Source organism: Catellatospora tritici (assembly GCF_019083965.1).
In the GTDB taxonomy this organism is placed as follows: Bacteria; Actinomycetota; Actinomycetes; order Mycobacteriales; family Micromonosporaceae; genus Catellatospora; species Catellatospora tritici.
In genome coordinates this window covers 219,149-240,762 of record NZ_JAHRCY010000001.1, presented here as the reverse complement: position 1 = coordinate 240,762, position 21,614 = coordinate 219,149, and the positions used below count along the sequence as shown (strand labels likewise).

Here is a 21,614-nt window from a genome sequence, read left to right as displayed (position 1 = left end):
ACTCGACGACGTCGCGGCCACGCCGAGCACCACCCGGCGGGCTCGTGTCACAACGGTCCGACGCATCGTTGTAAACCTGGTGAAGCTCGACATTCCCGCCGGTCGCCTGCTGCGCGTCCTGCTGTGCGGCATCGCCGCCCTGCACGTGCTCAGCCTCGGCTTCTGCCTGGTCTACCACGGCCTCGGCGTGTACGACCCGTTCCCGTACTTCGGGCGCCTGGTCAAGTTCTTCTACGTCGACAAGGAAGACAACCTGCCGACCTGGTACTCCTCCGGAGTGCTGCTGCTGGCCGCGGTGCTGCTGTGGCAGGTCGCGGGCAACGCCAGGGCGGCCGGGGCGCGCTTCGCCCGGCACTGGCGCCTGCTCAGCGTCGTCTTCGCCCTGCTCTCCATCGACGAGTACGCCCAGATCCACGAGATCGGCGCCACCGTCGTCGTGGTGCACCTGGGCAAGGCGTCGTACCTGTCCTGGCTGGTGCTCGCCGCCCCGTTCGTGCTGGTGCTCGCGGCGTCGTACGTGCGGTTCCTGCTCGCGCTGCCGGGGCGGGTGCGGGTGCTCGTGCTCGTCGGGGCGGTGCTGTTCCTCAGCGGCGCGGCGGGCATGGAGGTCGTCGGAGCGTTCTCCGGACGCGAGAACATCGGCTTCACTCCCGGCTGGGCCAGCATGCGCTACGTGCTGTCGGCCTCGTTCGAGGAGCTGCTGGAGATGACCGGCGCGGCCCTGTTCGTGTACGCGATCGCGCTCTACCTGCAGCAGCACCAGCGCCCGACCGCGGCCGCCGCGCCCGCCCAGGCGGTCCGCGACACCGCCCCGACCGTTCCCGCCGGAACCGGCCGGTGACCGCCGAACCGGTGCTCGACCGGACCGCCCTGGCCGCCGCCGGTCGCGACGCCGCCGCCAAGCTCGCCGCGTCCGGCGTGCACGGCGTCGCCCTCACCTGGGTCGACAACGCGGGCGTGACCAGGGTCAAGGCCGTGCCCACGGCGCAGCTGCCCGGCGCGGCCGCGTGGGGCGTCGGCATGTCCACCGTGCACGACGTGTTCTGCGTCGACGACACCATCACCGCCGGGCGGCTCATCGGCGGACCCGTCGGCGACCTGCGGCTGCACCCCGACCTGGACCGGCTCACCGTGCTCGCGGCCCAGCCCGGGTGGGCCTGGGCGCCGGTCGACCGGTGGACCCAGGACGGGCAGCCGTACCCGGCCGACCAGCGCCTGTTCGCCCGCCGCATGACCGCCCGCGCCGCGGATGCCGGAATCAGCCTGCGCATGGCCTTCGAGCTGGAGTTCTACCTCGCCCGACCGGACGGCAGCCCCGCCTCCGACGGCCCCGCCTACGGCATGACCCGGCTGGTCGAACTGTCCGACCACAGCCGTGACCTGCTCGCCGCGCTGGCCGCCCAGGACGTCGCCGTCGAGCAGTTCCATCCCGAGTACGGCACCGGCCAGCTCGAGGTGTCCGTCGGCCACGCCGACCCGGTCCACGCCGCCGACCGAGTCGTGCTCACCCGCGAGACCATCCGCGCCACCGCCCTGCGCCACGGCCTGCGCGCCTCGTTCGCGCCCGTCGCCGTCGCCCAGCAGGTCGGCAACGGCATGCACCTGCACTTCTCGGTATGGGCCGACGGCGCCAACCTGCTCGCGGGCGGCGACGGCCCGCACGGCCTGACCGTACGCGGCGAAGCCGCCCTGGCCGGGGTGCTGTCGCGGCTGCCCGCGCTGGCCGGCCTCGGCACGCCCAGCCCCGCCAGCGCCCTGCGCCAGGCACCGCAACGCTGGGCGGGCGCCTACCAGTGCTGGGGACGGGAAAACCGGGAGGCGGGGCTGCGCTTCGTCACCGGGGTGGTCGGCAACCAGGGCGGCGCGGCCAACGCCGAGGTGAAGTGCGTGGACGGGTCGGCGAACCCGTACCTGGTGGTCGGGGCGGTGTGCGCGCTGGTCGCCGACGCGGTGGACGCGGGCCTGCGGCTGCCGGAGGAGGTCGGGGTCGACCCGTACACGCTGGCCGAGCCGCCGCCGCGCCTGCCTGACACGCCCGCCGCCGCGTTGGCCGCCCTGCACGCCGACCGTGGACTGTGCGCGGGGCTCGGGGCGCCGCTGCTCGACGCGTTCGACGCGGTGCACCGGGCCGAGGCCGACACGTTCGGGAAGCTGTCCGAGGCGGAGCTGGTGGAGGCGGTCCGGTGGCGGTACTGAACGCGCTGGACCTGAGCGGGCTCGATCTCGTCGACGGGCACTGCCACGGCATCACCACGGCCCCGCTGGAGGACGCCGCGTTCGAGCTGTGGTGCACCGAGGCCGACGAACCGGCCCCAGCGGGGGTCTCGTACCTGGACAGCCAGGTCGGGCTGGCGCTGCGCCGCTGGTGCGCGCCGCTGCTCGGGCTGCCCGCCGGAGCGAGCGTCGAGGAGTACCTGTGGCAGCGGCGGCGCCTGGGCACCGACGAGGTCGCCGGGCGCCTGCTGCGTGCCGCGCACCTGTCCACGCTGCTCGTCGACACCGGCCCGGCCGTGGGCAACCTGCTGCCGGTGGACGCGGTGGGCGCGCTGGCGGAAGCCGCCACCCATCCGGTGGTACGGCTGGAGCTCCTGGCCGAGGCGGTCGCGCCCGGCTGCGGGGCGGACGCCTTCGCCGCCGCCTTCGCCGACGCGCTGGGTGCCGCCCTGCCCGGCGCGGTCGCGACGAAGTCGATCGCGGCGTACCGGCACGGCCTCGGCCTCGACCCGATGCGGCCGCAGCCGCAGGAGGTGCGGGTCGCGGCCGCCCGCTGGCTGCGCGACGGCGGTCGCCTCACCGACCCGGTCCTGCTGCGCCACCTGCTGTGGTGTGCGGTCGACACCGGCCTGCCGATCCAGCTCCACACCGGCTTCGGCGACCGCGACGCGCTGCTGTCCCGAACCGACCCGTCCCTGCTGCAGCCGTTCTGCGAGGCCACGCTGCGCACCGGGACGCGGCTGGTCCTGCTCCACTGCTATCCGTTCCACCGCCAGGCGGGCTGGCTGACCCAGGTCTACCCGCACGTGTACGCCGACGTCGGCCTGACCGTCCCGCACCTGGGCGCCCGCGCCACGGCCGTGCTCGGCGAGTTCCTGGAACTGGCCCCGTTCGGCAAGCTCCTGTACGCGTCGGACGCCTTCGGCCTGCCCGAGCTCTACCTGATCGGCGCGTCCCAGTTCCGCCACAGCCTCGGCCGGGTCCTGGGCGAGTTCGTCGCCGACGGCGCGCTGCCGAACGCCGACGCACTCCGGATCGCCGACCAGCTCGGCTCGACCAACGCCAGACAGCTCTACAACCTCTGACCTGAGACGCCGCGCCGCGCGGGTAAGGAAGGGCACCTTCTTATCGCTTTCCGTAGTGGAAGGGCCCCTCTTTGACGCACGCCTGTGCACTTTCCCATCTGCTACCGCAACGCGGCCGACGGATTTGGCAGGCCCTGCCGAGGCTGGTCCAGTGCGGGCTTACACCTCATACGATGTGGCCACACGGTATGAGGTGTACGCGTCTGGCGGACGATCGCGCCGACGGGCGGTCGACATCGAGGCGGCGAGCGCCGCCCGCTCACTCGGCCGGCTCGGCCGCTTCCGTCGCGGGCCGACGGCCACGCCACCAGAGACCGATCGACGCGCCCAGGACCAGCGTCAGCACGAGGGCGAACACGACGATCGCCGGTGAGCCGGAGCCCGGCTCCGGTTCACCGGCATTCGTCGGCTCACCCGCAGCCGCCTCAGACCGCGTCGCGACCGGCGGTGCGGAGGTGGCGGACGCCTCGACCGTCACGGAAGGGGACGGCGCGGCCGTCGTGGGTGACGGCGACGACGCGGACACGGCCGCCGGTCTGGTCGACGTGACGGCGCCCGTGCCACGGGCGCGGACATCGAAACCGAAGAAGCTGTTGGTCATGTTGGTGTCGTCGCTGCGCTCGGCCACCAGCACGCTCATCCCGCCCGAGGCGCTCACGTTGGTCTTGGCGAACCGCAGGTGCATCTCCCAGTGCAGCGACCTGCCCGGGGCGAGTTGGGTGGTGCGGCACCGGAACGACGACTTCGCCAGCTTCGTGCAGCCGACCAGTTTGACGATCTCGAAGCCGGTGTTGCGTACCGTCAGCTCGAAGATCTCCTCCTCCATCGGACCCCGGTTGGTGACCGTGTACCGGAACACCGCTGTTTCTCCGGGGTTGGCCAGGGCGACCTTGTTGCCGCTGACCACCACGTCCGAGATTCGCGGCACGCCGACAGTGACCTTGACCCGGGCGGTGCCGAAGCGGGCGTCGTGGCGGACGGAGCCGCCGACAGAGCCCTGGGCCTGCACCACCATCGTGCCCGCGAAGCCGGTCTTCGCGTACGCCCGTAGCGTGATCATGGCGGTGAGCCGTCCCTGCTCGCCTGGTTCGAGCTGGATGGGGTTGCCGGTCGAACCGGCGTAGATCCGGCCGGTGTCGCCCTCCAGCGAGACCGCCAGGTAGGCCTGAGCGGTGGCCGATCCCTGGTTGCGCACGGTGATCTCCACCGCTGTGGTCACGTGCGCCCCGGTCGTCACCGCCGACGGCACATCCGACAGGGCCAGGTCGAGCGGTACGGCGGCGTACGCCGCTGACGGTGTGCACACGACGGCCCACAGGACGGCGGCCAACAAGCCCGCCAGACGTTTCCGCACGATCGCACTCCAAGTCCCCGTCACAATCTGGAAGATCAACGGGAACCTAGAAGATCGACCGGGCCGCGAGCATCCACCGAATGGTCCGCGATGAGTCCCAGCCCGACCCACCGGACGTCACGGCGACCTCACCCCACGATCCGTCCAGGCGTAAGGAAAGGGTGTGACTGCGCGGGGGGGGGGCAGGCCGCGGTGAGGACGCTGACGACTTCGTACGTAAATAGCGGCTGACCGCCAGATGCCGGGTGGCGCCGGTGGACGGCGGCACCCGGCGATCCTGGATCAGCAGCAGCTCGATGCGGTCTCCTGGCCGGCGCAGCAGGTGCTGTCGGCCTGCTTGGTCAGGGTGTCGGCGTCGGCCTTGACGACGTACACCTCCCAGGGCTCCGCTCCGGGGCCGTGCACCCACACCTTGTCCTGCAGGGCGTAGCAGCACCGGGTGTCGTCCTCGGCGAGGGTGACCAGCCCTGCCTCGGTGAGCCGCGCGGTCGCGGCGGCCACCTCGTCGCCGGAGAACACCTCGACGCCGAGGTGGTCCATGACGGTCGGCTGGCCGGACTCGCCCTCGATGAGCACGAGCTTGAGCGGCGGCTCGGTGATGGCGAAGTTGGCGTAGCCGGGCCGCCGCTTGGCGGGCTCGGTGTTGAAGAGCTTCGAGTAGAACTCGACCGACCCGTCCAGGTCGGCCACGCGCAGCGCCAGCTGTACACGGGACATGACTGCCTCCAAGGCGTTCATCGGAAGTTGTTTCGATGGCCATCTAGGCAGAGACTTGCACGCTGTCTAGATGGCTGTCAAGATAGGTGTGTGTCTAAACAACTTCCGGTGGTCGACGTCTCCACCGCCTCGTGCTGCGTGCCGATGGTTGCCGAACCGCTGAGCGCCGAGGCCGCCACCGAGTTGTCGCGTGGGTTCAAGGCACTGGGCGACCCGGTGCGTCTACGGCTGCTGTCACTGATCGCGGCACGGGCCGGGGCCGAGGTCTGCGTCTGCGACCTCACCGACGCGTTCGACGTCACCGGCCCGACCATCTCCCACCACCTGAAGGTGCTGCGTGAGGCAGGGCTCATCGACAGCGAGCGGCGCGGCACCTGGGTCTACTACTGGATCATCCCGTCCGCGCTGGGCGCGCTGTCACAGCTGCTGGACGCCTCGACGGTCACCTCGACCACCCGGTGACCACACCGTCGGCTTCTGGTGCCGGAGTTGGTCGGCGACCGAGCCGACGCTTCATACTCGACCGGCTGCCGGCCCCACGAGGCCAGGCCGCTGTCTTCGCGCTCGTCAGGCATTCGCCAGTAGGCGGTGGGCCCGCCGGTCTGGCCGTCCGCAGCGGCTGGCGTGGACGGTAGCCGGTGGCGACGGCTCGCGGGAGATGGACGTCTGCGCGCGGTTGCCTGCTCGGCCAGGCTGTCGTCAGCGCGGTGCCGGTACGATGCCGCGATGCTGCTGCTCAGCCGGTTCTGCCTGGTCATCACCTGTTGGGGCGCCCTAGCGCTGGCGCTCGACTTCATGCCGGGCGTCCCACCCCTACCGGCTGACGCGCTGACGATCTCCGCGATGGTGACTGTGGGCCTGATCGGCCTGGTCTTTCGTGGGCTGCGCCCCCATGGTCCGATCGTGCTCTGGCGACACAGACCCTGGTGGTGGCCCCTTTCGGTGGCCCTCATGCTGCTCTCGGCGGCTGTTGCCGTAGCGACGAAGATCCTGGCGGGTGCGATGGGTGAGCAGCGTGGCTTGGCGGTGGTCGTAATCGTCTTCACCAGCGTCGCCGCAACGCTCGCTGCGGCACGCGACGCCGTCCCGGACTGACTCCGGCCACCGAGCGGATATCGGCCGGTCCCTGATCTTGACGCGATATCGTCCGACAGGCCGCATGATCGCCGCGTCTGGGATCACCGGTCGGGACAGTCCGCCTCACTCCAGGTGGCGACGAGGTCCGCGCAGGTGACGGTGATGGACCCGTCCAGGCACGCCAGCTCGTGCCTGCAGCCGTGCTCATGGGGACGACCTCGTCGAGTATGACGTCGAGCAGCGTCGCGACGTCCGTCGCGGCGGCGGGATCGATCGTGACGCTGCGAACGTCCGTATAGCGGATGGTCAGGTCTTCCTCGTGCTTCCAGCAGTTGTGCCCGAGGCGCAGCTCAGCCCATCTGACTCCGTCGCTGTCGCCGACGGTCAGCGCCAAGGGCTTCAGGTCCTTGACGCACCGCCGGCTGAAGAAGGCATAGTGCTGGGGATCGGTTGCGAAGGCGCGCGCGCCAGGCGGAAGACGTTCGGCCAGCTCGGCGAGTGCGCCGAGGTACTCAGTCGGGTCGAGCGTGTTGCCGTAACGTCTCGCTGAACCTTGACGTACCGCATGTTTCTCCTGGTCAGAGAACGGGGAGTTCCTGCGCGATGCACCAGCTGTCGGCTGCCCGCGCCATCGTGTACGCGATGGTCAGCTTCATCGGTTCGGGTCGACCGGCGACGGTGACCTTCTGAGCGGCCCGGACCTCCACGGTTGCCCCGGCTGCCCGGGTTTCGGTGATCGCGTAGGCGGTGAGCGTGAAGCGCGGACCGAACGTCCCGGCATTCGTCTTGGCAACCGCGTCGTACTGCTCTCGCACATCAGCACAGATCAACAGGTGCCCCTGCTCGAAGTCCCCGCTTTCGACCGCGTCGAGATAAGCCGAGACGACCCCGCGCACCGCTTCGTCGACGGCGGGCTGGACCGCCGTGGCGGGCGAGGGCGAGGCGCTCGCGGAGGTGGGGCTGGCTTCGGGTTTGTTCGAGGAGTCGCATGCGGCAGTCCCGAGCGTGGCCAGGGCTGCGACGAGGGCGTACCGAAGGGTGCGTGACGAGCGGGTGATCATGATCCTGCCTTGCTGAGCTGCGAAGAGGCCACAGTGTTCCACACGGCGACGCGGCGGCAGCCCCTGGTGGGAGCGGGATCACGAGGGCGAACGGACGAGTCGACCTGTGTCACCCGCCCGCATCCCGGACGTCGGCACTACGGACCACCGAATGCGGTGGGCTACGCCTGTCGCCGCAAGGAGATCACCACTCACCACCACACGCCGAACACAGCACATTTGTGTTCAAGAGCTGTTGGAACCGTGGCGAGGCTGGACCGACGTGGCTGGCAGCCTTGCCGCGCCAACGTCATCGCCCCATCATGACGGAATGCCCGAAAGCCTCGGCGCCGTCGTAGGCCCCGCCGTCTTATCAGTCGCTTGGGTCATCTGGGCGTGTGTAATAACGGACCTGATGGACCGCGCCCGGACCGCCGATGGCGAACTGAGCACATGGACATGGCGGTTGGCGGCGCCTGTGCTTGTGGCGTGGTCGTGGATTGTCCTGGTCCCGCTGGCGTTCATGGCGCCTTCGAGCTGGACGGCCTGGATTGACTGGCTGTCCTGGCTGCCAGTCCTACTGCTGGGGGCGGCTTCACTGATGGCCCAGCGGGAGAGGCGCAGGACGCGGATACGGGCAGGCGATGCCAAACCGTAAGGCCGCCGGTACGGCAGCGAAGTACCGCAACGGCATCCCACCGAAGCGGCCCGTGCTGACAAAATGGCAGTTCAGAAGGCATGTCGGTTGGGTGATAAGGAAGGCGACGGACGAGAGGACAGCCGCTGTGATTGACCCCGCCGAGCTGCTGCCGACCGCTACGGCGGCCACCGCGATAGCAGTCGACCTGTTCGCCCGCACGGCGCCCGGACGGCACACCGCCAAGGGTGACCGCGATATGGCTACCGAGACCGACTGCACCATTGAGCGTGCGGTCCGGGCCTTCCTGGCAGAGAAGACGCCAGACGTTGGCTTCCTGGGCGAAGAAGACGGCCGCATGGGCGCTCCTGGGCCGTGGTTCTGGGTGCTCGACCCGGTCGACGGTACGGTCAACTTCGTCCACGGGTCACCGCTCTGCGGTGTGTCGCTGGCGCTGATGCGCGACACCCGCCCTGTGCTCGGCGTCATCGAAGTGCCAGCTCTGCGCCAGCAGTTCACCGCCGTGGACCAGCAAGGCGCCTACGAGAACGGCAAGCCGATCACTGTGTCGGCGACGGATGATCTGCGGAATGCCGTCGTGGCGATCGGCGACTACTCGGTCACCGCGGACGCAGCCACCGAGAATCAGATCCGGCTCGCGGTGACGGCGGCCCTTGCTGCTCGGGTTCAGCGTGTCCGCATGCATGGCTCTGCCGCGATCGACCTTGCTTGGCTTGCGTCCGGCCGAGTCGACGCCTCGATCACGATGTCGAACGGGCTGTGGGACATGGCTGCCGGGGTAGTCATCGCACGTGAATCCGGCGCGATGGTCTTGGACGCCGATGGATCGGAGTACTCCGCAGACTCGTCGGCAACGCTAGCGATTACCCCTGGAATCGCCGCCGACATCCTGGACCTCGTACAGCGTGCGAACTCCCGGCAGGCACGACTCGCGTAGCAAGCCCGAGACACGGAAGGCGTCGACTTCACACGGTCGGCGCCTTCATGCTGCGTGGACTTCTACCCCTGCGCGTCGCCCAGGTCCTCGACGCCGAGCTTTCGCGCGATGGCGGCCAACAACGCGCCTTGCCGCATCTGCTCCCGCCGGCCGGAGATCATGACCACGGGGTGCGGGGCCTGCACGACGTGCCGTTGTTCCTCAACGTCGAGCCCGAGACCTTCGGGGTTCATTGCCCACCCGACCTGGCCGACGCCCGCCATGAAGCGCTACGTCACCTCGATCTGGTGATCGAACTGACAGAGCGAGGCATTAAGAACCCGGCCGAGGTGTTCCGCTTCGTGGCCCGGGCGCGCGAGTACTTCGGTCGTCTTGCCCTGGACGACGTCGGCGCGGACCCGACCAGCCTGACCATGATGGCACTGGTCCGTCCCGATGTAATCAAGCTTGACCGCAGCCTCATCCAGGCGCGCCAAGAGACGTGGACACGGTCGTACGTGATCAACACCGCGCTGACCGTAGCCGCCAACACTGGCGCAGCCGTGTTGGCCGAAGGGATCGAAACCCCCGAGCACCTCAAGGTAGCGCGCGCCATGGGCGCACATCTTGGACAAGGATGGTTGTTCGGCAAGCCCGGCCCTCTGCCCGCAACCGTCAAACTGTCGGCCGTGCCGATTCCCCGACTGGCGATCATCCCGTCAAAGGCGAGAACTCCTTTCAGCGTCGTCGAAAGGCAGACCCAGGTCAGCCCAGGCAACGACCAGATGATCAGGACCCTGGGCCGGATGCTCGAAGAGATGGCATTGCACGGCAGCAGCGCCGCGATGCTGTTCCTCGTCGTGCCAGACGGGCAGATCGACAGCGACTGCCGCCTCATGTACAGCCACATAGCCCGCCACGGCGTCCCGGTCACCGCATTCGGCCCTGGACTCCCGCCAACACCCGGCCCAGGGATCCAGGGGGTGTCACTCCCTGCTGACGATCCGCTCTTCGCGGAGCACGCGGTGATCGTCATTGGCAACTACTTCGCCGCCGCGCTGACCGCCCGAACACGCCGCCATGACGCCGACGTCAAGACGGAGCTGATCTATGACGTCGCGCTGACCTACGACCGGCTACTCGTCACCGAAGCGGCACGCACGCTCATCGGACGGATGCCGCGTATGACTCACCGCTTCGGTAGCACCATATAGGCGGCCGCCTTTTGTAGCCGACCGCCGGGCGGCTAATCCGTAGGTTCAGGGTTGCCTCAGGCATGCGAGTTTCGCCCGTGGGACACAACAGGCCGGCCTTGCGTGAGAAGGCAGACCGGCCGACCTTCGTCACCCGGTGGGGGCACTTCAACTTCGATCGACCGGTGCTGGTTCACCCAGGCGAGACAATGTGGGTTGAGGGCAGTTACCTCATGGTCGCGCGCATCAGCGGCGAGGTGGCAGCGCGTGCCGCTTTGCGGGCCACTGGTCCTAGCGACCCGCGCGGAGCATTCACGGAATGATCTAGGGATCACGCCTCGCCACATTGCGCATCGTCGCAGGCAGTGACCCAGATGTGCGGCGGAGGACTGGCCCCTTCCAAAACCGCGGGCCCCTGCTCTGGTCATCGCGCGGAAGGCCGAAGTCACCAAGTTGCCAGGCCGTCTCCAGGCCGTCAGAGAGGCCCCAGGCCGTCTCTAGGACGTCAAACGGCGACCAGCAACCACCAACACCAACTGGCAACGCGGAATCCGACAGCAGCTCGCGGAATCCGACAGCAGCTCAGAGCTGCTGTCGGCCGCTTGGCCATGAGGGCGACGGACGAGTCGACCTGTACGCCGGATTTTGTACCGGTGCTCGCGCACCGGTGGCGGCCATCCATCTACGCCTGCCGTCGCCGACAGGCTCTAGCAACCTACCCGCGGACATCGGGCGGGCAGCCCTCGAACGTCCGCGCGACCACCGCTCGCCCGAGAGCTCACGGCGGCCAGTCTTGGTCTTGCTCCGGGTGGGGTTTACCGAGCCACCCCGGTCACCCGGGGTGCTGGTGAGCTCTTACCTCACCGTTTCACCCTTACCCGCACCGAGGTGCGGGCGGTCTGCTTTCTGTGGCACTGTCCCGCGGGTCGCCCCGGGTTGCCGTTAGCAACCACCCTGCCCTGTGGAGTCCGGACGTTCCTCGGCACCGCTTGGCCGAAGCCGCAGCGGTGACGCGACCGCCCGGTCGACTCGTCCGTCGCGCTGACCATGATACGTGGCACAACCGGCATGATCGGCGCACCGTACCCGCTACGGTCAGCCTCGATGAACGTGTTGCTGCCCGCGCTGGCCGTGACCGGGGTGCTCGCCGGGGCCGTGAACGCGGTCGCCGGCGGCGGCTCGCTGCTGGTGCTGCCCGCGCTGCTGGCGGCGGGGGTGCCACCGGTCGGCGCGAGCGTGACGACGGTGATGTCGGTGATCGGCGGGTATTCGGCGAGCGTGGCCGGGACGTGGCCGGACCTGCGGGGACGGTCGGCGCCGTTGCGCTCGCTGGTGCCGTTGGTGGTCGCGGGGGCGGCGACGGGTTGCGCGCTGCTGCTGCGTACACCCGCCACCGCGTACGCGGTGATCATGCCGTTCCTGGTCCTCGCGGCCTCGCTGCTCCTGGCCTTCCAGGGGCGGCTCTCCGGCCGCCTGGGCAATGATCATCCGGTATGGCTGCGCGCGCTGCTCCTGTTCGCCGTCGGCGTGTACGGCGGCTACTTCGGCTCGGTCCTCGGCGTGATCCTGTTGGCGGTGCTGGGGCTGATGCTCACCGAGACCCTCAACCGCCTGGTGGCGGTGAAGAACGTGCTCCAGCTCGCCGTCGGAGTGGTCACCACCACCGTGTACGCCCTGTTCGGCCCGGCCTACTGGCCCGCCGTGGCGATCCTCATCCCGACGACCCTGCTCGGCGGGTACGTCGGCGCCCGCCTCGGCCGCCGCCTGCCCGCGCGCACGCTGCGCCGCGTCGTGGTCGCCTTCGGCATCACCCTCTCCGCACTGCTCCTCGCGCGCGCCGTCTGGTGACCCCGGCCGGGCGCGACGCCACGGTTCAAGATCACTCGTGTTGCCTGGCAATCGGGCGTTCGGGGGCCTGTCTTTCGCCCAGTTGCCCGGCAACTTGAGCGAGCTTGAGGCCGCCTGCGCCGGGGCGCTCCCGGGGGCGTGGGCGGGGTGGCTTAACGATCGTTGGGAGTCATGTCACAGGGCGCGAACGGTGTCCGAGGTGCGAGGATCGGGCGCATGGCACTGGATCTGGCTTCCCTTCCCGACGTGACCGCGCTGACCGTCGGCATCCTCGGTGGCACCGGCGACCAGGGCCGCGGCCTGGCGTACCGGCTGGCGCTCGCCGGGCAGCACGTGCTCATCGGCTCGCGCAGCGCCGAGCGCGCCGCGGCGGCCGCCGGTGAGCTGGCCTCGGTCGGGCGGGTCGAGGGCGGGGCCAACGCGGAGGTCGCGAGCCGCTCGGACGTGGTGATCGTGGCGGTGCCGTACGCGGGGCACGCCGAGCTGCTGACCGAGCTGGCGCCGGTACTCGCCGACAAGATCGTCGTGGACTGTGTGAACCCGCTCGGCTTCGACAAGCAGGGGCCGTACGCGTTGGTGGTCGAGGAGGGCAGCGCCGCGCAGCAGGCGGAGAAGCTGCTGCCGAACTCCCGGGTGACAGCGGCGTTCCACCACGTCAGCGCGGAACTGCTGGCCGACCCGTCGGTGAACTCGGTCGAGCTGGACGTGCTGGTGCTCGGCGACGACCGGGAGGCCGTCGCGGTGGTGCAGGCGCTGGCGGGGCGGATCGCGGGGATGCGCGGGGTGCACGCGGGGCGCCTGCGCAACGCGGGGCAGATCGAGGCGTTCACGGCGAACCTGATCGCCATCAACAAGCGGTACAAGGTTCACGCGGGCGTCCGCGTCACCGACCTCTGACCGTCCGGCTCTTTCCCGACCGAAGGTTTTCCACGGACGTGGGCCCATCTCGTTGACTTCGATCCTGCGGCAGTCGACGAGATGGGTCCACGTCTTGGCAAGGCGGGGTTTGGGGAGGGGTTGGGTGGCGCAGGGGACGTCAGAAGGTGTGCTCGGCCGCCGGGAAGGCGCCCTCGCGTACGTCGGCCGCGAACGCCGTCGCCGCCTCGCTGAGCACGCTGTGCAGGTCGGCGTACTTCTTCACGAATCGGGGCGTCGGCCCCGCCGACGCGGGCCGCATGCCGGTCATGTCCTGCCACACCAGCACCTGCGCGTCGGTGTCCGGCCCGGCGCCGATGCCCACGGTGGGGATCGCCACCTCGGCGGTCACCTGCTTGGCGACCTCACCGGGCACCATCTCCAGCACCACCGAGAACGCGCCCGCCTCGGCGACCGCTCGCGCCTGCGCCACCAGGGTCGCGGCCGCGTCGTCGCCGCGCCCCTGCACCCGGTACCCGCCGAGCTGGTGCTCCGACTGCGGGGTGAACCCCAGGTGCGCCATGACGGGGATGCCCGCTCCGGTGATCGCGGCGATCTGCTCCGGCCGGAAGCCCTCCAGCTTGATCGCGTGGCAGCCGGTCTCCTTCATGAACCGTACGGCGGTGCGCAGCGCCTGCTGCGGCCCCTCCTCGTACGAGCCGAACGGCAGGTCGGCCACGACCAGCGCCCGCTTGGTCGCCCCGACCACGGCGCGGGTCAGCGGGATCATCTCCTCGACGGTGACCTGCACCGTGGTGGGGTAGCCGTAGACGTTGTTGGCCGCCGAGTCGCCCACGAGCAGCACGGGGATGCCCGCCTCGTCGAAGATCTGCGCGGTGTACTGGTCGTACGAGGTGAGCATCGCCCACTTCTCGCCGCGCTCCTTGGCCAGCAGCAGGTGCCGGGCGCGTACCCGGCTGCCCGCCTTTGCCCCGTAGAGGGACGCCACGCTGTCAGACATCACTGTCTCCTCTCACCTCGAGGCCGCGCTCGCGGTCCCCGGGTCTCTGAGGAGGATGTTTCCACCTGTTGAACAGCCGATGTCAGGGTTCAGTGCAGAATTTCACTGCTCTGCCGATCACACGCCCCGGCGATCGGGGTTAAGAAGGGGCCCTTCCTCTACGTAAAGCGATAAGAAGGGGCCCTTCCTTACCTCAGTGGGATTCGCGCCAGCGGTTGGTGATGGGCAGGCGCCGGTCGCGCCCGAACGACTTGAACGAGATCTTCGTACCGGGCGCGGACTGCCGCCGCTTGTACTCCGCCCCGTCGACCAGCCGCAGGATCCGGTCGACCAGGGCGGTGTCGTGCCCGGCCGCGAGCAGCTCGTCGCGACCCTGGTCGCCGTCCACGTACCCGGCGACGATCGCGTCGAGCTGCTCGTAGGGCGGAAGCGAGTCGGTGTCGAGCTGGCCGGGGCGCAGCTCGGCGCTCGGGGGCTTCTCGATCGAGTTGACCGGGATCACCGGCGAGACCGTGTTGCGCCAGCGGGCGAGCTTCCAGACCAGGGTCTTCGGCACGTCCTTGAGCGGGTTGAACGCGCCGACCGAGTCGCCGTAGAGGGTCGAGTAGCCGACGGCCAGCTCGCTCTTGTTGCCGGTGGTCAGGACCAGGTGACCTTCCTGATTGGACAGCGCCATCAGGATGACGGCGCGGACGCGGGCCTGGAGGTTCTCCACGGCCAGGCCGGACAGGTTCAGGTTGGACAGGAACGAGTCGACCATGTGCTGGATCGGCTCGACCCGGTAGTCCAGGCCGGTGAGCTGTGCCATCTCGGCGGCGTCGTCGCGCGAGTGCTGCGAGGAGTGCCCGCTGGGCATCGAGACGCCGACGACGTGCTCGGGGCCGAGCGCGTCGACCGCGATCGCGGCCACGGCCGAGGAGTCGATACCTCCGGACAGGCCGAGCAGCACCGACTTGGCGCCGTTCTTGCGGACGTAGTCGCGCAGGCCGAGCACGAGGGCCTGCCACACCTCGGCCTCGTCGGCCAGGCGCGCGGCGATGCCCGCGTCGGCGGGTGGGCCGACCGGCGCGCCCCAGGAGGTGGGCAGCACGTGCCGCGCGACCTTCATCGCGCCGAGGTCGCCGGTGGGCGCGTCCGGGTCGGCCTCGGGCAACTGCAGGTCGTGTACGAGCAGCGCCGGGTCGAGCTGCGGCCCCCGGGCCAGCAGCGTCCCATCCGTGGCGACGATCATCGAGTCACCGTCGAAGACGAGCTCGTCCTGCCCGCCGATCATGTTGACGTACGCCACGGGCGCGTTGGCCTCGGCGGCCCGTCGGGCCACCAGCGGCAGCCGCACATCGTCCTTGTTCAGCTCGTACGGCGAGCCGTTGATGTTGACGACCAGCCCGACCCGGGCGGCGGCGGCGACCGCGAACGGCCCGCCCGCCTGCCAGATGTCCTCACAGATGGTCAGCGCGACGTCGGCCTGACTGCCGTCGGCCCACTCCAGCCGGATCACGGTCAGCGTGTCGCCCGGCACGAAGTAGCGGTCCTCGTCGAAGACGCCGTAGTTGGGCAGGTGGTGCTTGTCGTAGCGGGCCGCGACGGTGCCGCGGTGCAGCAGCGCGAGCGAGTCGCGCGGGCCGACGGCGGAGGTGCTGTCGGCGCCGAGCCGGGCCGGTCCGTCGGCGTCGAGGTAGCCGACGACCACGGCCAGTTCGCCCAGGCCGTCGGCGGCCAGGTCGGCGGCCAGGCGCTGCAGCGCCTCGCGGGAGGCGTCGACGAACGACTGCCGGAACACCAGGTCCTCGACGGGGTAGCCGGTCAGCATCATCTCGGGGAAGGCCACCAGGTGGGCCCCTGCCTCGGCGGCGCGGGAGGACCACTCGCGCACCAGCGCGGCGTTGCCGGCGAGGTCGCCGACGGTGGGGTTGACCTGGGCGAGAGCAAGACGCAGCGTGGCGGTCATGTCCTCATCTTCGCGCATGGCCCCAGCCGGGGCCTGTCCCGGCACCCGTGTGCCCGGACACATCGCGGGTTGAGGGGCGATGTCCGGTCCCGCGCTCACACGTGTGGGGTTGTGCGCACAACCCCACACGTGTGAGCGCGTCAGACAGGTGTTGCCCGTGGCCCGTCCGCCCGGTGTCGGATTGTGCGGCGCGGTGCCGGGATCGCCGTGAAATGGCTGGTCAGGTTGCGGAGCCCCGACGGTCCAGGGCGCGGTTGGCGGCGAAGTGGACCAGGTTGGTGACCAGGATCGCGGGGGCTACGACGGCGACCACGCCCGCGAACGACGCCTCCAGCCGGACCGCCAGGATGATCGCGGTGATGCCGTTCTGCTGGGCCAGCATCAGGTGCTGCCGATCCAGCGGCGGCAGGTGCCGGGTCAGCGGCGCGCCGACGGCGATCTGGGCGGCGAACGCGGCCAGGCCCAGGGTCAGGCCCCGGATCGGCGCGACACCGTGCACCAGCAGCAGCCCCAGCAGGACCGTCGCGGCGTACAGGGCGGCGGTGGTCAGTTTCGGCAGCAGCCGCAGCAGGGCCGGCGGGCGCAGGAACAGCCCGGCCAGGGCCAACCCCAGCATGAGGAACTGCCACACGGCGACCGCGAAGGCGAGGGCCAGCACCACCGCCGCCCAGCGCGGGCGGGTGCGCAGCACGTGCCGCCACAGCAGCCACAGCACCGCCGCGAAGGTGAGATTCCAGACCAGATCCAGCGCGTACGACCAGAGCCCGGCGGCCGCGTGACCGGTCCCCGTACCCCAGCTCAGGGCGAACACGTCCCCGGCCAGCGCCGCCGCGTAGATCGTGAGCACGACGGTGATCGGGTCGTCGAACGACGACCAGGCCGCCAGCACGGTGCGGGCCCGCGGCGACAGCCGACCGTCGCCCAGCAGCGCCGCCACCGACAGCGGATCGATCTGCGCCACCACGATGCCCAGCAGCAGGAACAGCGGATCGTGCCAGGCCAGCGCCAGCACCGCGCCGATCAGCACGGCCTTGACCAGCACGCCGACGGTCACCGCGGTGACGATCAGGCGTCGGTCCGCCCTGGCCGCCGCGACGTCGATACCGCTGGTCGCGCCGTACAGCCCCACGGCCAGCAGCAGCGCCGTGCCGAGCAGGTACGCCCGTCCGCCGGTGGCCGCCGCCACGTCGGCGCCGGTGGCAAGAGCCAGGCCCAGCCCGGCCAACACCGCCGCGGCGAGTCCTGCCAGCCGCCGCATCGCTACGTGTTCTCCTTCGTGATCGGCAGTCGGCCGGAGCGGCGGCGCAGCTCCATGGAGAGCAGCTCCAGGTCGTGGTCGGCGGTGTGGATCTGGGCCTGGTCCAGGCTCACGCCGATGACATGCACCGCCGGGCTGCTGCTGATCATGTAGTAGAAGATCGCGCCCTGCTCCACGTCGAACACCATCCGGATCAGCGGCCCGGTCTCCAGCGGCTCGAACTTGGAGTCCAGCTCGTGCAGCAGGTCCAGGATCTGCGGGCCCTGCTCGTTGTAGCGCTCGCGCCGGGCCGCCTGGGTGGTCTCGACCGGCTGGAAGTCCTCCAGGCGGTCGAACAGGTCGAGATTGAAGACCCGGGTGCGGCCCTCGTAGTAGGCCACGTAGTGCAGCCGGTCCAGGCTCAGTGCCTGACGGCAGGCGTCGAAGTACTTGGTGTGCTTGAGCGGGTCGAAGCGGCCCGGCGTCCGTTCGAAGGTGACCTGCTCGATCGTCGGGGGCTTGCGCTGGGCCGGGATCGCGGCGTCCTTGGCCGGACCCTCGACCCGGAAGTAGAACCAGCCGATGGCGAACACGGCCAGGCCGAGCAGCAGCGTGACCATGCCGACCACGCCCTCGATCGGGGCCCCGACCATCCACTCCGGTCGCGCCGCCTGCAGGAACCCCTGCGTGGCGGTGACGAAACCGGCCACGATCAGGAACGCGGCCCGTGCCCGCTCGAACACGATCCGGCCGACCTGCGAGGCGTACAGGATCGCCGCGCCGATGCCCAGCACCATCGCCGTGATCGCCGTACGCACATAGTCGAACTGCTGGTTGTTGATGACCGCCAGCAGGATCTCGCCGAGCAGCGGGATCGCGAAGGATCCGGCCAGGATCCCGGCGAGCCGTTCAGCCCACGCGCCCTTCGGGGATGGCGCGGGGTCGGGAGAGGAGGGCATGAAGGCACCTTGTCGCGGAGGGGGAGCGAGCTGCCCACCATCCTAAGGTGACGATGCCGCCCCGGCGGGGCCGCGGACTCAGCCCAGCGGGACCGGGCCGGCGCCGAGTTTGCCCAGCGTGATCGGCAGCAGCTTGCGTGCGGCCTGGCCCAGCACCTCGGTGAAGTGGGCCAGGTCGGCCACGGCGCCGTGCTGCTGCGTCGACTCCATCTCACGCAGCACCGACAGCACCTTGCCGACCCGGCCCAGGGCCAGGTAGCCGGTCATCGTCTTGCGCGACCCGGTCAGGGTGAACCGCAGCGCGAACGCGTCGCCCTCCAGCTTCAGCAGTTCGGCGGGCAGGTGGTCGCGCGGCACGTCGTCGACCCGCACCCGGACCGCGGTGCCGTCCTCCAGCACCGCGTTGAAGTCGCGGCAGCGCTGCCCGACCCGGCGCAGCTCGTCCAGCGTGCTCACCGCCCCGTTCCCGGTGAACGTGGTGAGCACCTGCGTGATCAGAGTGGGACCGTACTGGCGGGACACGGCCTGCGCACTGGGGCGCACCACGGCCTTGGGATGCGGGGCGAGCGTGGCGGCGGTGTGCCGGATCAGCTCGTCCGGGGCGCCGAGCAGGCTGGCGCAGCGCTCGACGCGCGGCACGGCCGGGGCCTTGGTCGCGGGCGCCGGGGCGTAGCTGGGCGACAGGTCGGCCGGTGCCAGCAGCGCCGCCTGCAGCTCCGGCTGCGTGGCGGTGATGGTGTCGGTCTCGCGGATCGGTGCCGCATGGGTCTGCGGGGTGTGCTGGGCACCCATCACCCCGGCCATGATCAGCGCGGCGATGAGCAGGCCGCCGAGGGCGATGCCGCCGGCGATGGTGCGGTGACGCACCGGAAACAGGGTGTCCAGGCGGTTCATGGGAGCTCCTTCGTACTGCCCGGTAAAACGGGCAAGAAGGGTTCCGGTTGCGGGATCACCGTCACGGGGCGTACTGCTTGAGGATGGCGTAACGTGCGCGTAATGAGGCCGCGCCAGACTGGCCGGAGATCAGAGTCGAGAGAGGCCCGCCGTGGATCGTCAGCAGGAGTTCGTGCTGCGCACGCTTGAGGAGCGCGACATCCGGTTCGTGCGCCTCTGGTTCACCGACGTGCTCGGCACCCTGAAGTCGGTCAGCGTGGCCCCTGCCGAGCTCGAAGCGGCCTTCGAGGAGGGCATCGGCTTCGACGGCTCCGCCATCGAGGGCTTCGCCCGGGTGTACGAGTCCGACATGATCGCCATGCCCGACCCGACGACCTTCCAGGTCTTCCCGTTCGAGGGCGGCGGCTCGGGCGAGAGCGCCCGCATGTTCTGCGACATCCTCATGCCCGACGGCACCCCGAGCTGGGCCGACCCGCGCCACGTGCTGCGCCGTGCCCTGTCCAAGGCCGCCGACAAGGGCTTCACCTTCTACACCCACCCCGAGGTCGAGTTCTTCCTGCTCGCCGACGCCCCGGCGGACGGCGGGCTGCCGACCCCGGTCGACTCCGGCGGCTACTTCGACCACACCACGCACGCCATCGCGCGCGACTTCCGCCGCCAGGCGGTGCTGGCCCTGGAGCGGATCGGCATCTCGGTGGAGTTCAGCCACCACGAGGTCGCGCCCGGCCAGCAGGAGATCGACCTGCGCTACGCCGACGCGCTGACCACGGCCGACAACATCATGACGTTCCGCCACGTGATGCGCGAGGTCGCGCTGTCGCACGGGGTGCAGGCCACGTTCATGCCCAAGCCGTTCACCGACCAGCCCGGCAGCGGCATGCACACCCACCTGTCGCTGTTCGAGGGCGAGCGCAACGCGTTCCACGACCCGGCCGACCCGCACAAGCTGTCGAAGACGGCCAAGGCGTTCATCGCGGGCATCCTCACCCACGCGCGGGAGTTCACCGCGGTCACCAACCAGTGGGTGAACTCGTACAAGCGGCTGTTCCCGCAGATGATCCCGGACCGGATCTCCGAGGCGCCCGCGTACGTCTGCTGGGGCCACCTGAACCGTTCCGCCCTGGTGCGCGTCCCGGCGTACGGCAAGCCCAACTCGGCCCGGGTCGAGGTGCGCTCGATGGACTCGGCGTGCAACCCGTACCTGGCGTTCGCGGTGCTGCTCGGGGCCGGTCTGCGCGGCATCGAGGAGGGCTACGAGCTGCCCCCGGGCGCCGAGGACGACGTGTGGTCGCTGTCGAACGCCGAGCGCCGCGCGATGGGCTACGCGGCGCTGCCGGAGAACCTGTCCGAGGCGATCGACGTGATGGCGGGTTCCGAGCTGGTCGCCGACGTGCTCGGTGAGCACGTGTTCGACTTCTTCCTGCGCAACAAGCGCGCGGAGTGGGAGGAGTACCGCCGCGAGGTGACGCCGTTCGAGCGCCGCCGCTACCTCGGCGCCCTCTGACCCGTCACGCCCGTAGCGACATCCCGGCCTCCCGGCCCCCGCCTTTTTATCGACGCTGGCCTATCTAGAAGACGATTCTCGGAAATTCGTCCTCTGGATAGGCCAGCGTCAATGCTAGGTGGGGTGGGGGCGATGCTGGGTGGGGTGGGGCAACGCTTGCTGGAAGTCAGCCTCGATCGGCGCTGCCGGCCCCGGTGAGCAGGTAATCGCAGGCGGTGATCAGGGCGGCGCGCAGCGGGGCGGCGCGGTCGGCGAAGGCGCGCTGCTCGGCGGCGTACCGGGCGCGGCCCTCCGGGGTCTCGATCAGCACCGGCTCGAAGCCCAGGTCGGCTAGGTCGTACGGGCTGGCGCGCATGTCCAGCTCCCGGATCTCGCGGGACAGCGCGAAGCAGTCCGCGACCAGTTCGGCGGCGACCAGCGGCGACAGCTTGTACGCCCACTTGTACAGGTCCATGTTCGCGTGCAGGCAGCCCGGCTGCTCCAGCGCCTGCTGGGAGTCACGGGTGGGCTGGTGCGCGTTCAGCGGCCGGGCCGGCGCGGTGAAGAAGCGGAACGCGTCGAAGTGGGTGCACCGTACCCCCCGCTCCTGGACGACCTCGGCCGTCGCGGACGGTGACAGGCGCAGCGGCCAGGAGTTGTGCCGGACCTCGGCCTGGGTCTGCCGGTAGACCATGGCCCACTCGTGCATGCCGAAGCAGCCGAGCTGGGGCGGGCGGGAAGCGGTGCCCGCGAGCAGGTCGCGGATCCAGCGGACCGAGTCGGCGCGCTTGGCGAGCAGGGCCGGGTCCAGCACCGTGCCGCCGTCGGCGGCGACGTAGTCGCGGGCGGGTGCCCCACCCTCCAGCAGCACGCCCGCACCCGGGTGCCAGGTGCGCAGCTGGGCGGGCCGGTGCGAGTAGTACGTGAACAGGAAGTCGTGCACCGGGTGCTTCACGCCGTTGCGGCGGCGGTGCAGATGGTGCTCGAGCCAGCCGTCGACGCGCTGCTCGTGGGCCTCGCGCCGAACACGCCAGACCGGCTCGGCGAGGCGGGTGGCGGTCGCGGTGGTCACCGACCCAGGTTAGCGGCCGCGCTGGACTAGGTTGCGACGCCAG

The 21,614-nt window shown here is 70.3% G+C and carries 19 protein-coding genes and 1 other RNA gene; 10 read left to right on the top strand and 10 right to left on the bottom strand.

What is annotated here, in order from left to right:
* Nucleotides 1–79: 79 nt before the first annotated feature.
* Genes KUA19_RS01115 through KUA19_RS01105 form a run of 3 tightly spaced genes read left to right on the top strand, consistent with a single transcriptional unit; the run spans nt 80 to nt 3,299 of the window.
* Nucleotides 80–841 (top strand): DUF8692 domain-containing protein, encoded by a 762-nt coding sequence (locus KUA19_RS01115; RefSeq protein ID WP_217393931.1) that lies wholly within the window; start codon nt 80–82, stop codon nt 839–841.
* The gene (locus KUA19_RS01110; RefSeq protein WP_308167261.1) at nt 838–2,196 is read left to right on the top strand and encodes a type I glutamate--ammonia ligase; all 1,359 of its coding nucleotides are present in this window, start codon (nt 838–840) and stop codon (nt 2,194–2,196) included. Before KUA19_RS01115 ends, KUA19_RS01110 begins: the two co-directional genes overlap by 4 nt.
* Nucleotides 2,184–3,299, top strand: a complete 1,116-nt coding sequence (locus KUA19_RS01105; RefSeq protein ID WP_308167260.1) for an amidohydrolase family protein — start codon at nt 2,184–2,186, stop codon at nt 3,297–3,299. Before KUA19_RS01110 ends, KUA19_RS01105 begins: the two co-directional genes overlap by 13 nt.
* Before the next feature lie 259 nt (nt 3,300–3,558).
* On the opposite strand, the gene KUA19_RS01100 is transcribed toward KUA19_RS01105, so the two are convergent.
* Both KUA19_RS01100 and KUA19_RS01095 read right to left on the bottom strand, forming a co-directional pair.
* A complete protein-coding gene (locus KUA19_RS01100; protein ID WP_217393928.1) occupies nt 3,559–4,653 on the bottom strand; it encodes a hypothetical protein in 1,095 nt (364 codons plus the stop codon).
* Nucleotides 4,654–4,935: 282 nt separating this feature from the next.
* Nucleotides 4,936–5,370 carry an ArsI/CadI family heavy metal resistance metalloenzyme gene (locus tag KUA19_RS01095; RefSeq protein WP_217393925.1) on the bottom strand — a complete coding sequence of 145 codons (435 nt, stop codon included), beginning with the start codon at nt 5,368–5,370 and terminating at the stop codon, nt 4,936–4,938.
* A 90-nt stretch (nt 5,371–5,460) separates the two neighbouring features.
* On the opposite strand from KUA19_RS01095, the gene KUA19_RS01090 reads away from it, so the two are divergent.
* Entirely contained in the window at nt 5,461–5,832 is a 372-nt protein-coding gene (locus KUA19_RS01090; RefSeq protein ID WP_217393923.1) for an ArsR/SmtB family transcription factor, read from the top strand.
* Nucleotides 5,833–6,096: 264 nt separating this feature from the next.
* Nucleotides 6,097–6,465 carry a hypothetical protein gene (locus KUA19_RS01085; protein ID WP_217393921.1) on the top strand — a complete coding sequence of 123 codons (369 nt, stop codon included), beginning with the start codon at nt 6,097–6,099 and terminating at the stop codon, nt 6,463–6,465.
* 560 nt (nt 6,466–7,025) lie between these two features.
* Here the strand turns inward: KUA19_RS01085 and KUA19_RS01080 are convergent.
* Complete coding sequence (locus tag KUA19_RS01080; protein WP_217393918.1) at nt 7,026–7,508, bottom strand: hypothetical protein; 483 nt, start codon at nt 7,506–7,508, stop codon at nt 7,026–7,028.
* Between the two features lie 764 nt (nt 7,509–8,272).
* On the opposite strand from KUA19_RS01080, the gene KUA19_RS01075 reads away from it, so the two are divergent.
* On the top strand, nt 8,273–9,082 hold the full coding sequence (locus KUA19_RS01075) for an inositol monophosphatase family protein (protein WP_308167259.1): 810 nt from the start codon (nt 8,273–8,275) through the stop codon (nt 9,080–9,082).
* A 47-nt stretch (nt 9,083–9,129) separates the two neighbouring features.
* Nucleotides 9,130–10,275 (top strand): EAL domain-containing protein, encoded by a 1,146-nt coding sequence (locus KUA19_RS01070; protein ID WP_217393916.1) that lies wholly within the window; start codon nt 9,130–9,132, stop codon nt 10,273–10,275.
* 597 nt (nt 10,276–10,872) lie between these two features.
* Here the strand turns inward: KUA19_RS01070 and rnpB are convergent.
* Nucleotides 10,873–11,286, bottom strand: an RNA gene (rnpB, locus tag KUA19_RS01065) — RNase P RNA component class A.
* Between the two features lie 72 nt (nt 11,287–11,358).
* Here rnpB and KUA19_RS01060 point away from each other — a divergent pair.
* Both KUA19_RS01060 and npdG read left to right on the top strand, forming a co-directional pair.
* Nucleotides 11,359–12,102 carry a sulfite exporter TauE/SafE family protein gene (locus KUA19_RS01060; protein WP_217393913.1) on the top strand — a complete coding sequence of 248 codons (744 nt, stop codon included), beginning with the start codon at nt 11,359–11,361 and terminating at the stop codon, nt 12,100–12,102.
* A gap of 216 nt (nt 12,103–12,318) precedes the next feature.
* Complete coding sequence (gene npdG / locus KUA19_RS01055; protein ID WP_217393911.1) at nt 12,319–12,999, top strand: NADPH-dependent F420 reductase; 681 nt, start codon at nt 12,319–12,321, stop codon at nt 12,997–12,999.
* Between the two features lie 139 nt (nt 13,000–13,138).
* Here the strand turns inward: npdG and panB are convergent, their stop codons facing one another.
* The 5 genes from panB to KUA19_RS01030 form a co-directional block, all read right to left on the bottom strand.
* The gene (gene panB, locus KUA19_RS01050; RefSeq protein ID WP_217393909.1) at nt 13,139–13,978 is read right to left on the bottom strand and encodes a 3-methyl-2-oxobutanoate hydroxymethyltransferase; all 840 of its coding nucleotides are present in this window, start codon (nt 13,976–13,978) and stop codon (nt 13,139–13,141) included.
* 193 nt (nt 13,979–14,171) lie between these two features.
* Nucleotides 14,172–15,926: an NAD+ synthase gene (locus KUA19_RS01045; RefSeq protein ID WP_217393907.1), complete on the bottom strand. Its 1,755-nt coding sequence runs from the start codon at nt 15,924–15,926 to the stop codon at nt 14,172–14,174.
* A gap of 220 nt (nt 15,927–16,146) precedes the next feature.
* Complete coding sequence (locus tag KUA19_RS01040; RefSeq protein ID WP_217393905.1) at nt 16,147–17,184, bottom strand: cation:proton antiporter; 1,038 nt, start codon at nt 17,182–17,184, stop codon at nt 16,147–16,149.
* 2 nt (nt 17,185–17,186) lie between these two features.
* Nucleotides 17,187–18,122, bottom strand: coding sequence for a hypothetical protein (locus KUA19_RS01035; protein WP_217393903.1), 936 nt, complete (start codon nt 18,120–18,122; stop codon nt 17,187–17,189).
* Between the two features lie 78 nt (nt 18,123–18,200).
* Nucleotides 18,201–19,016 carry a hypothetical protein gene (locus tag KUA19_RS01030; RefSeq protein ID WP_217393900.1) on the bottom strand — a complete coding sequence of 272 codons (816 nt, stop codon included), beginning with the start codon at nt 19,014–19,016 and terminating at the stop codon, nt 18,201–18,203.
* Between the two features lie 151 nt (nt 19,017–19,167).
* Here KUA19_RS01030 and KUA19_RS01025 point away from each other — a divergent pair, with 151 nt between their 5' ends.
* A complete protein-coding gene (locus tag KUA19_RS01025) occupies nt 19,168–20,520 on the top strand; it encodes a glutamine synthetase family protein (RefSeq protein WP_217393897.1) in 1,353 nt (450 codons plus the stop codon).
* 166 nt (nt 20,521–20,686) lie between these two features.
* Here KUA19_RS01025 and KUA19_RS01020 read toward each other — a convergent pair whose 3' ends face one another.
* Nucleotides 20,687–21,571 carry a 3-methyladenine DNA glycosylase gene (locus KUA19_RS01020; RefSeq protein ID WP_217393895.1) on the bottom strand — a complete coding sequence of 295 codons (885 nt, stop codon included), beginning with the start codon at nt 21,569–21,571 and terminating at the stop codon, nt 20,687–20,689.
* Nucleotides 21,572–21,614: the final 43 nt, after the last annotated feature.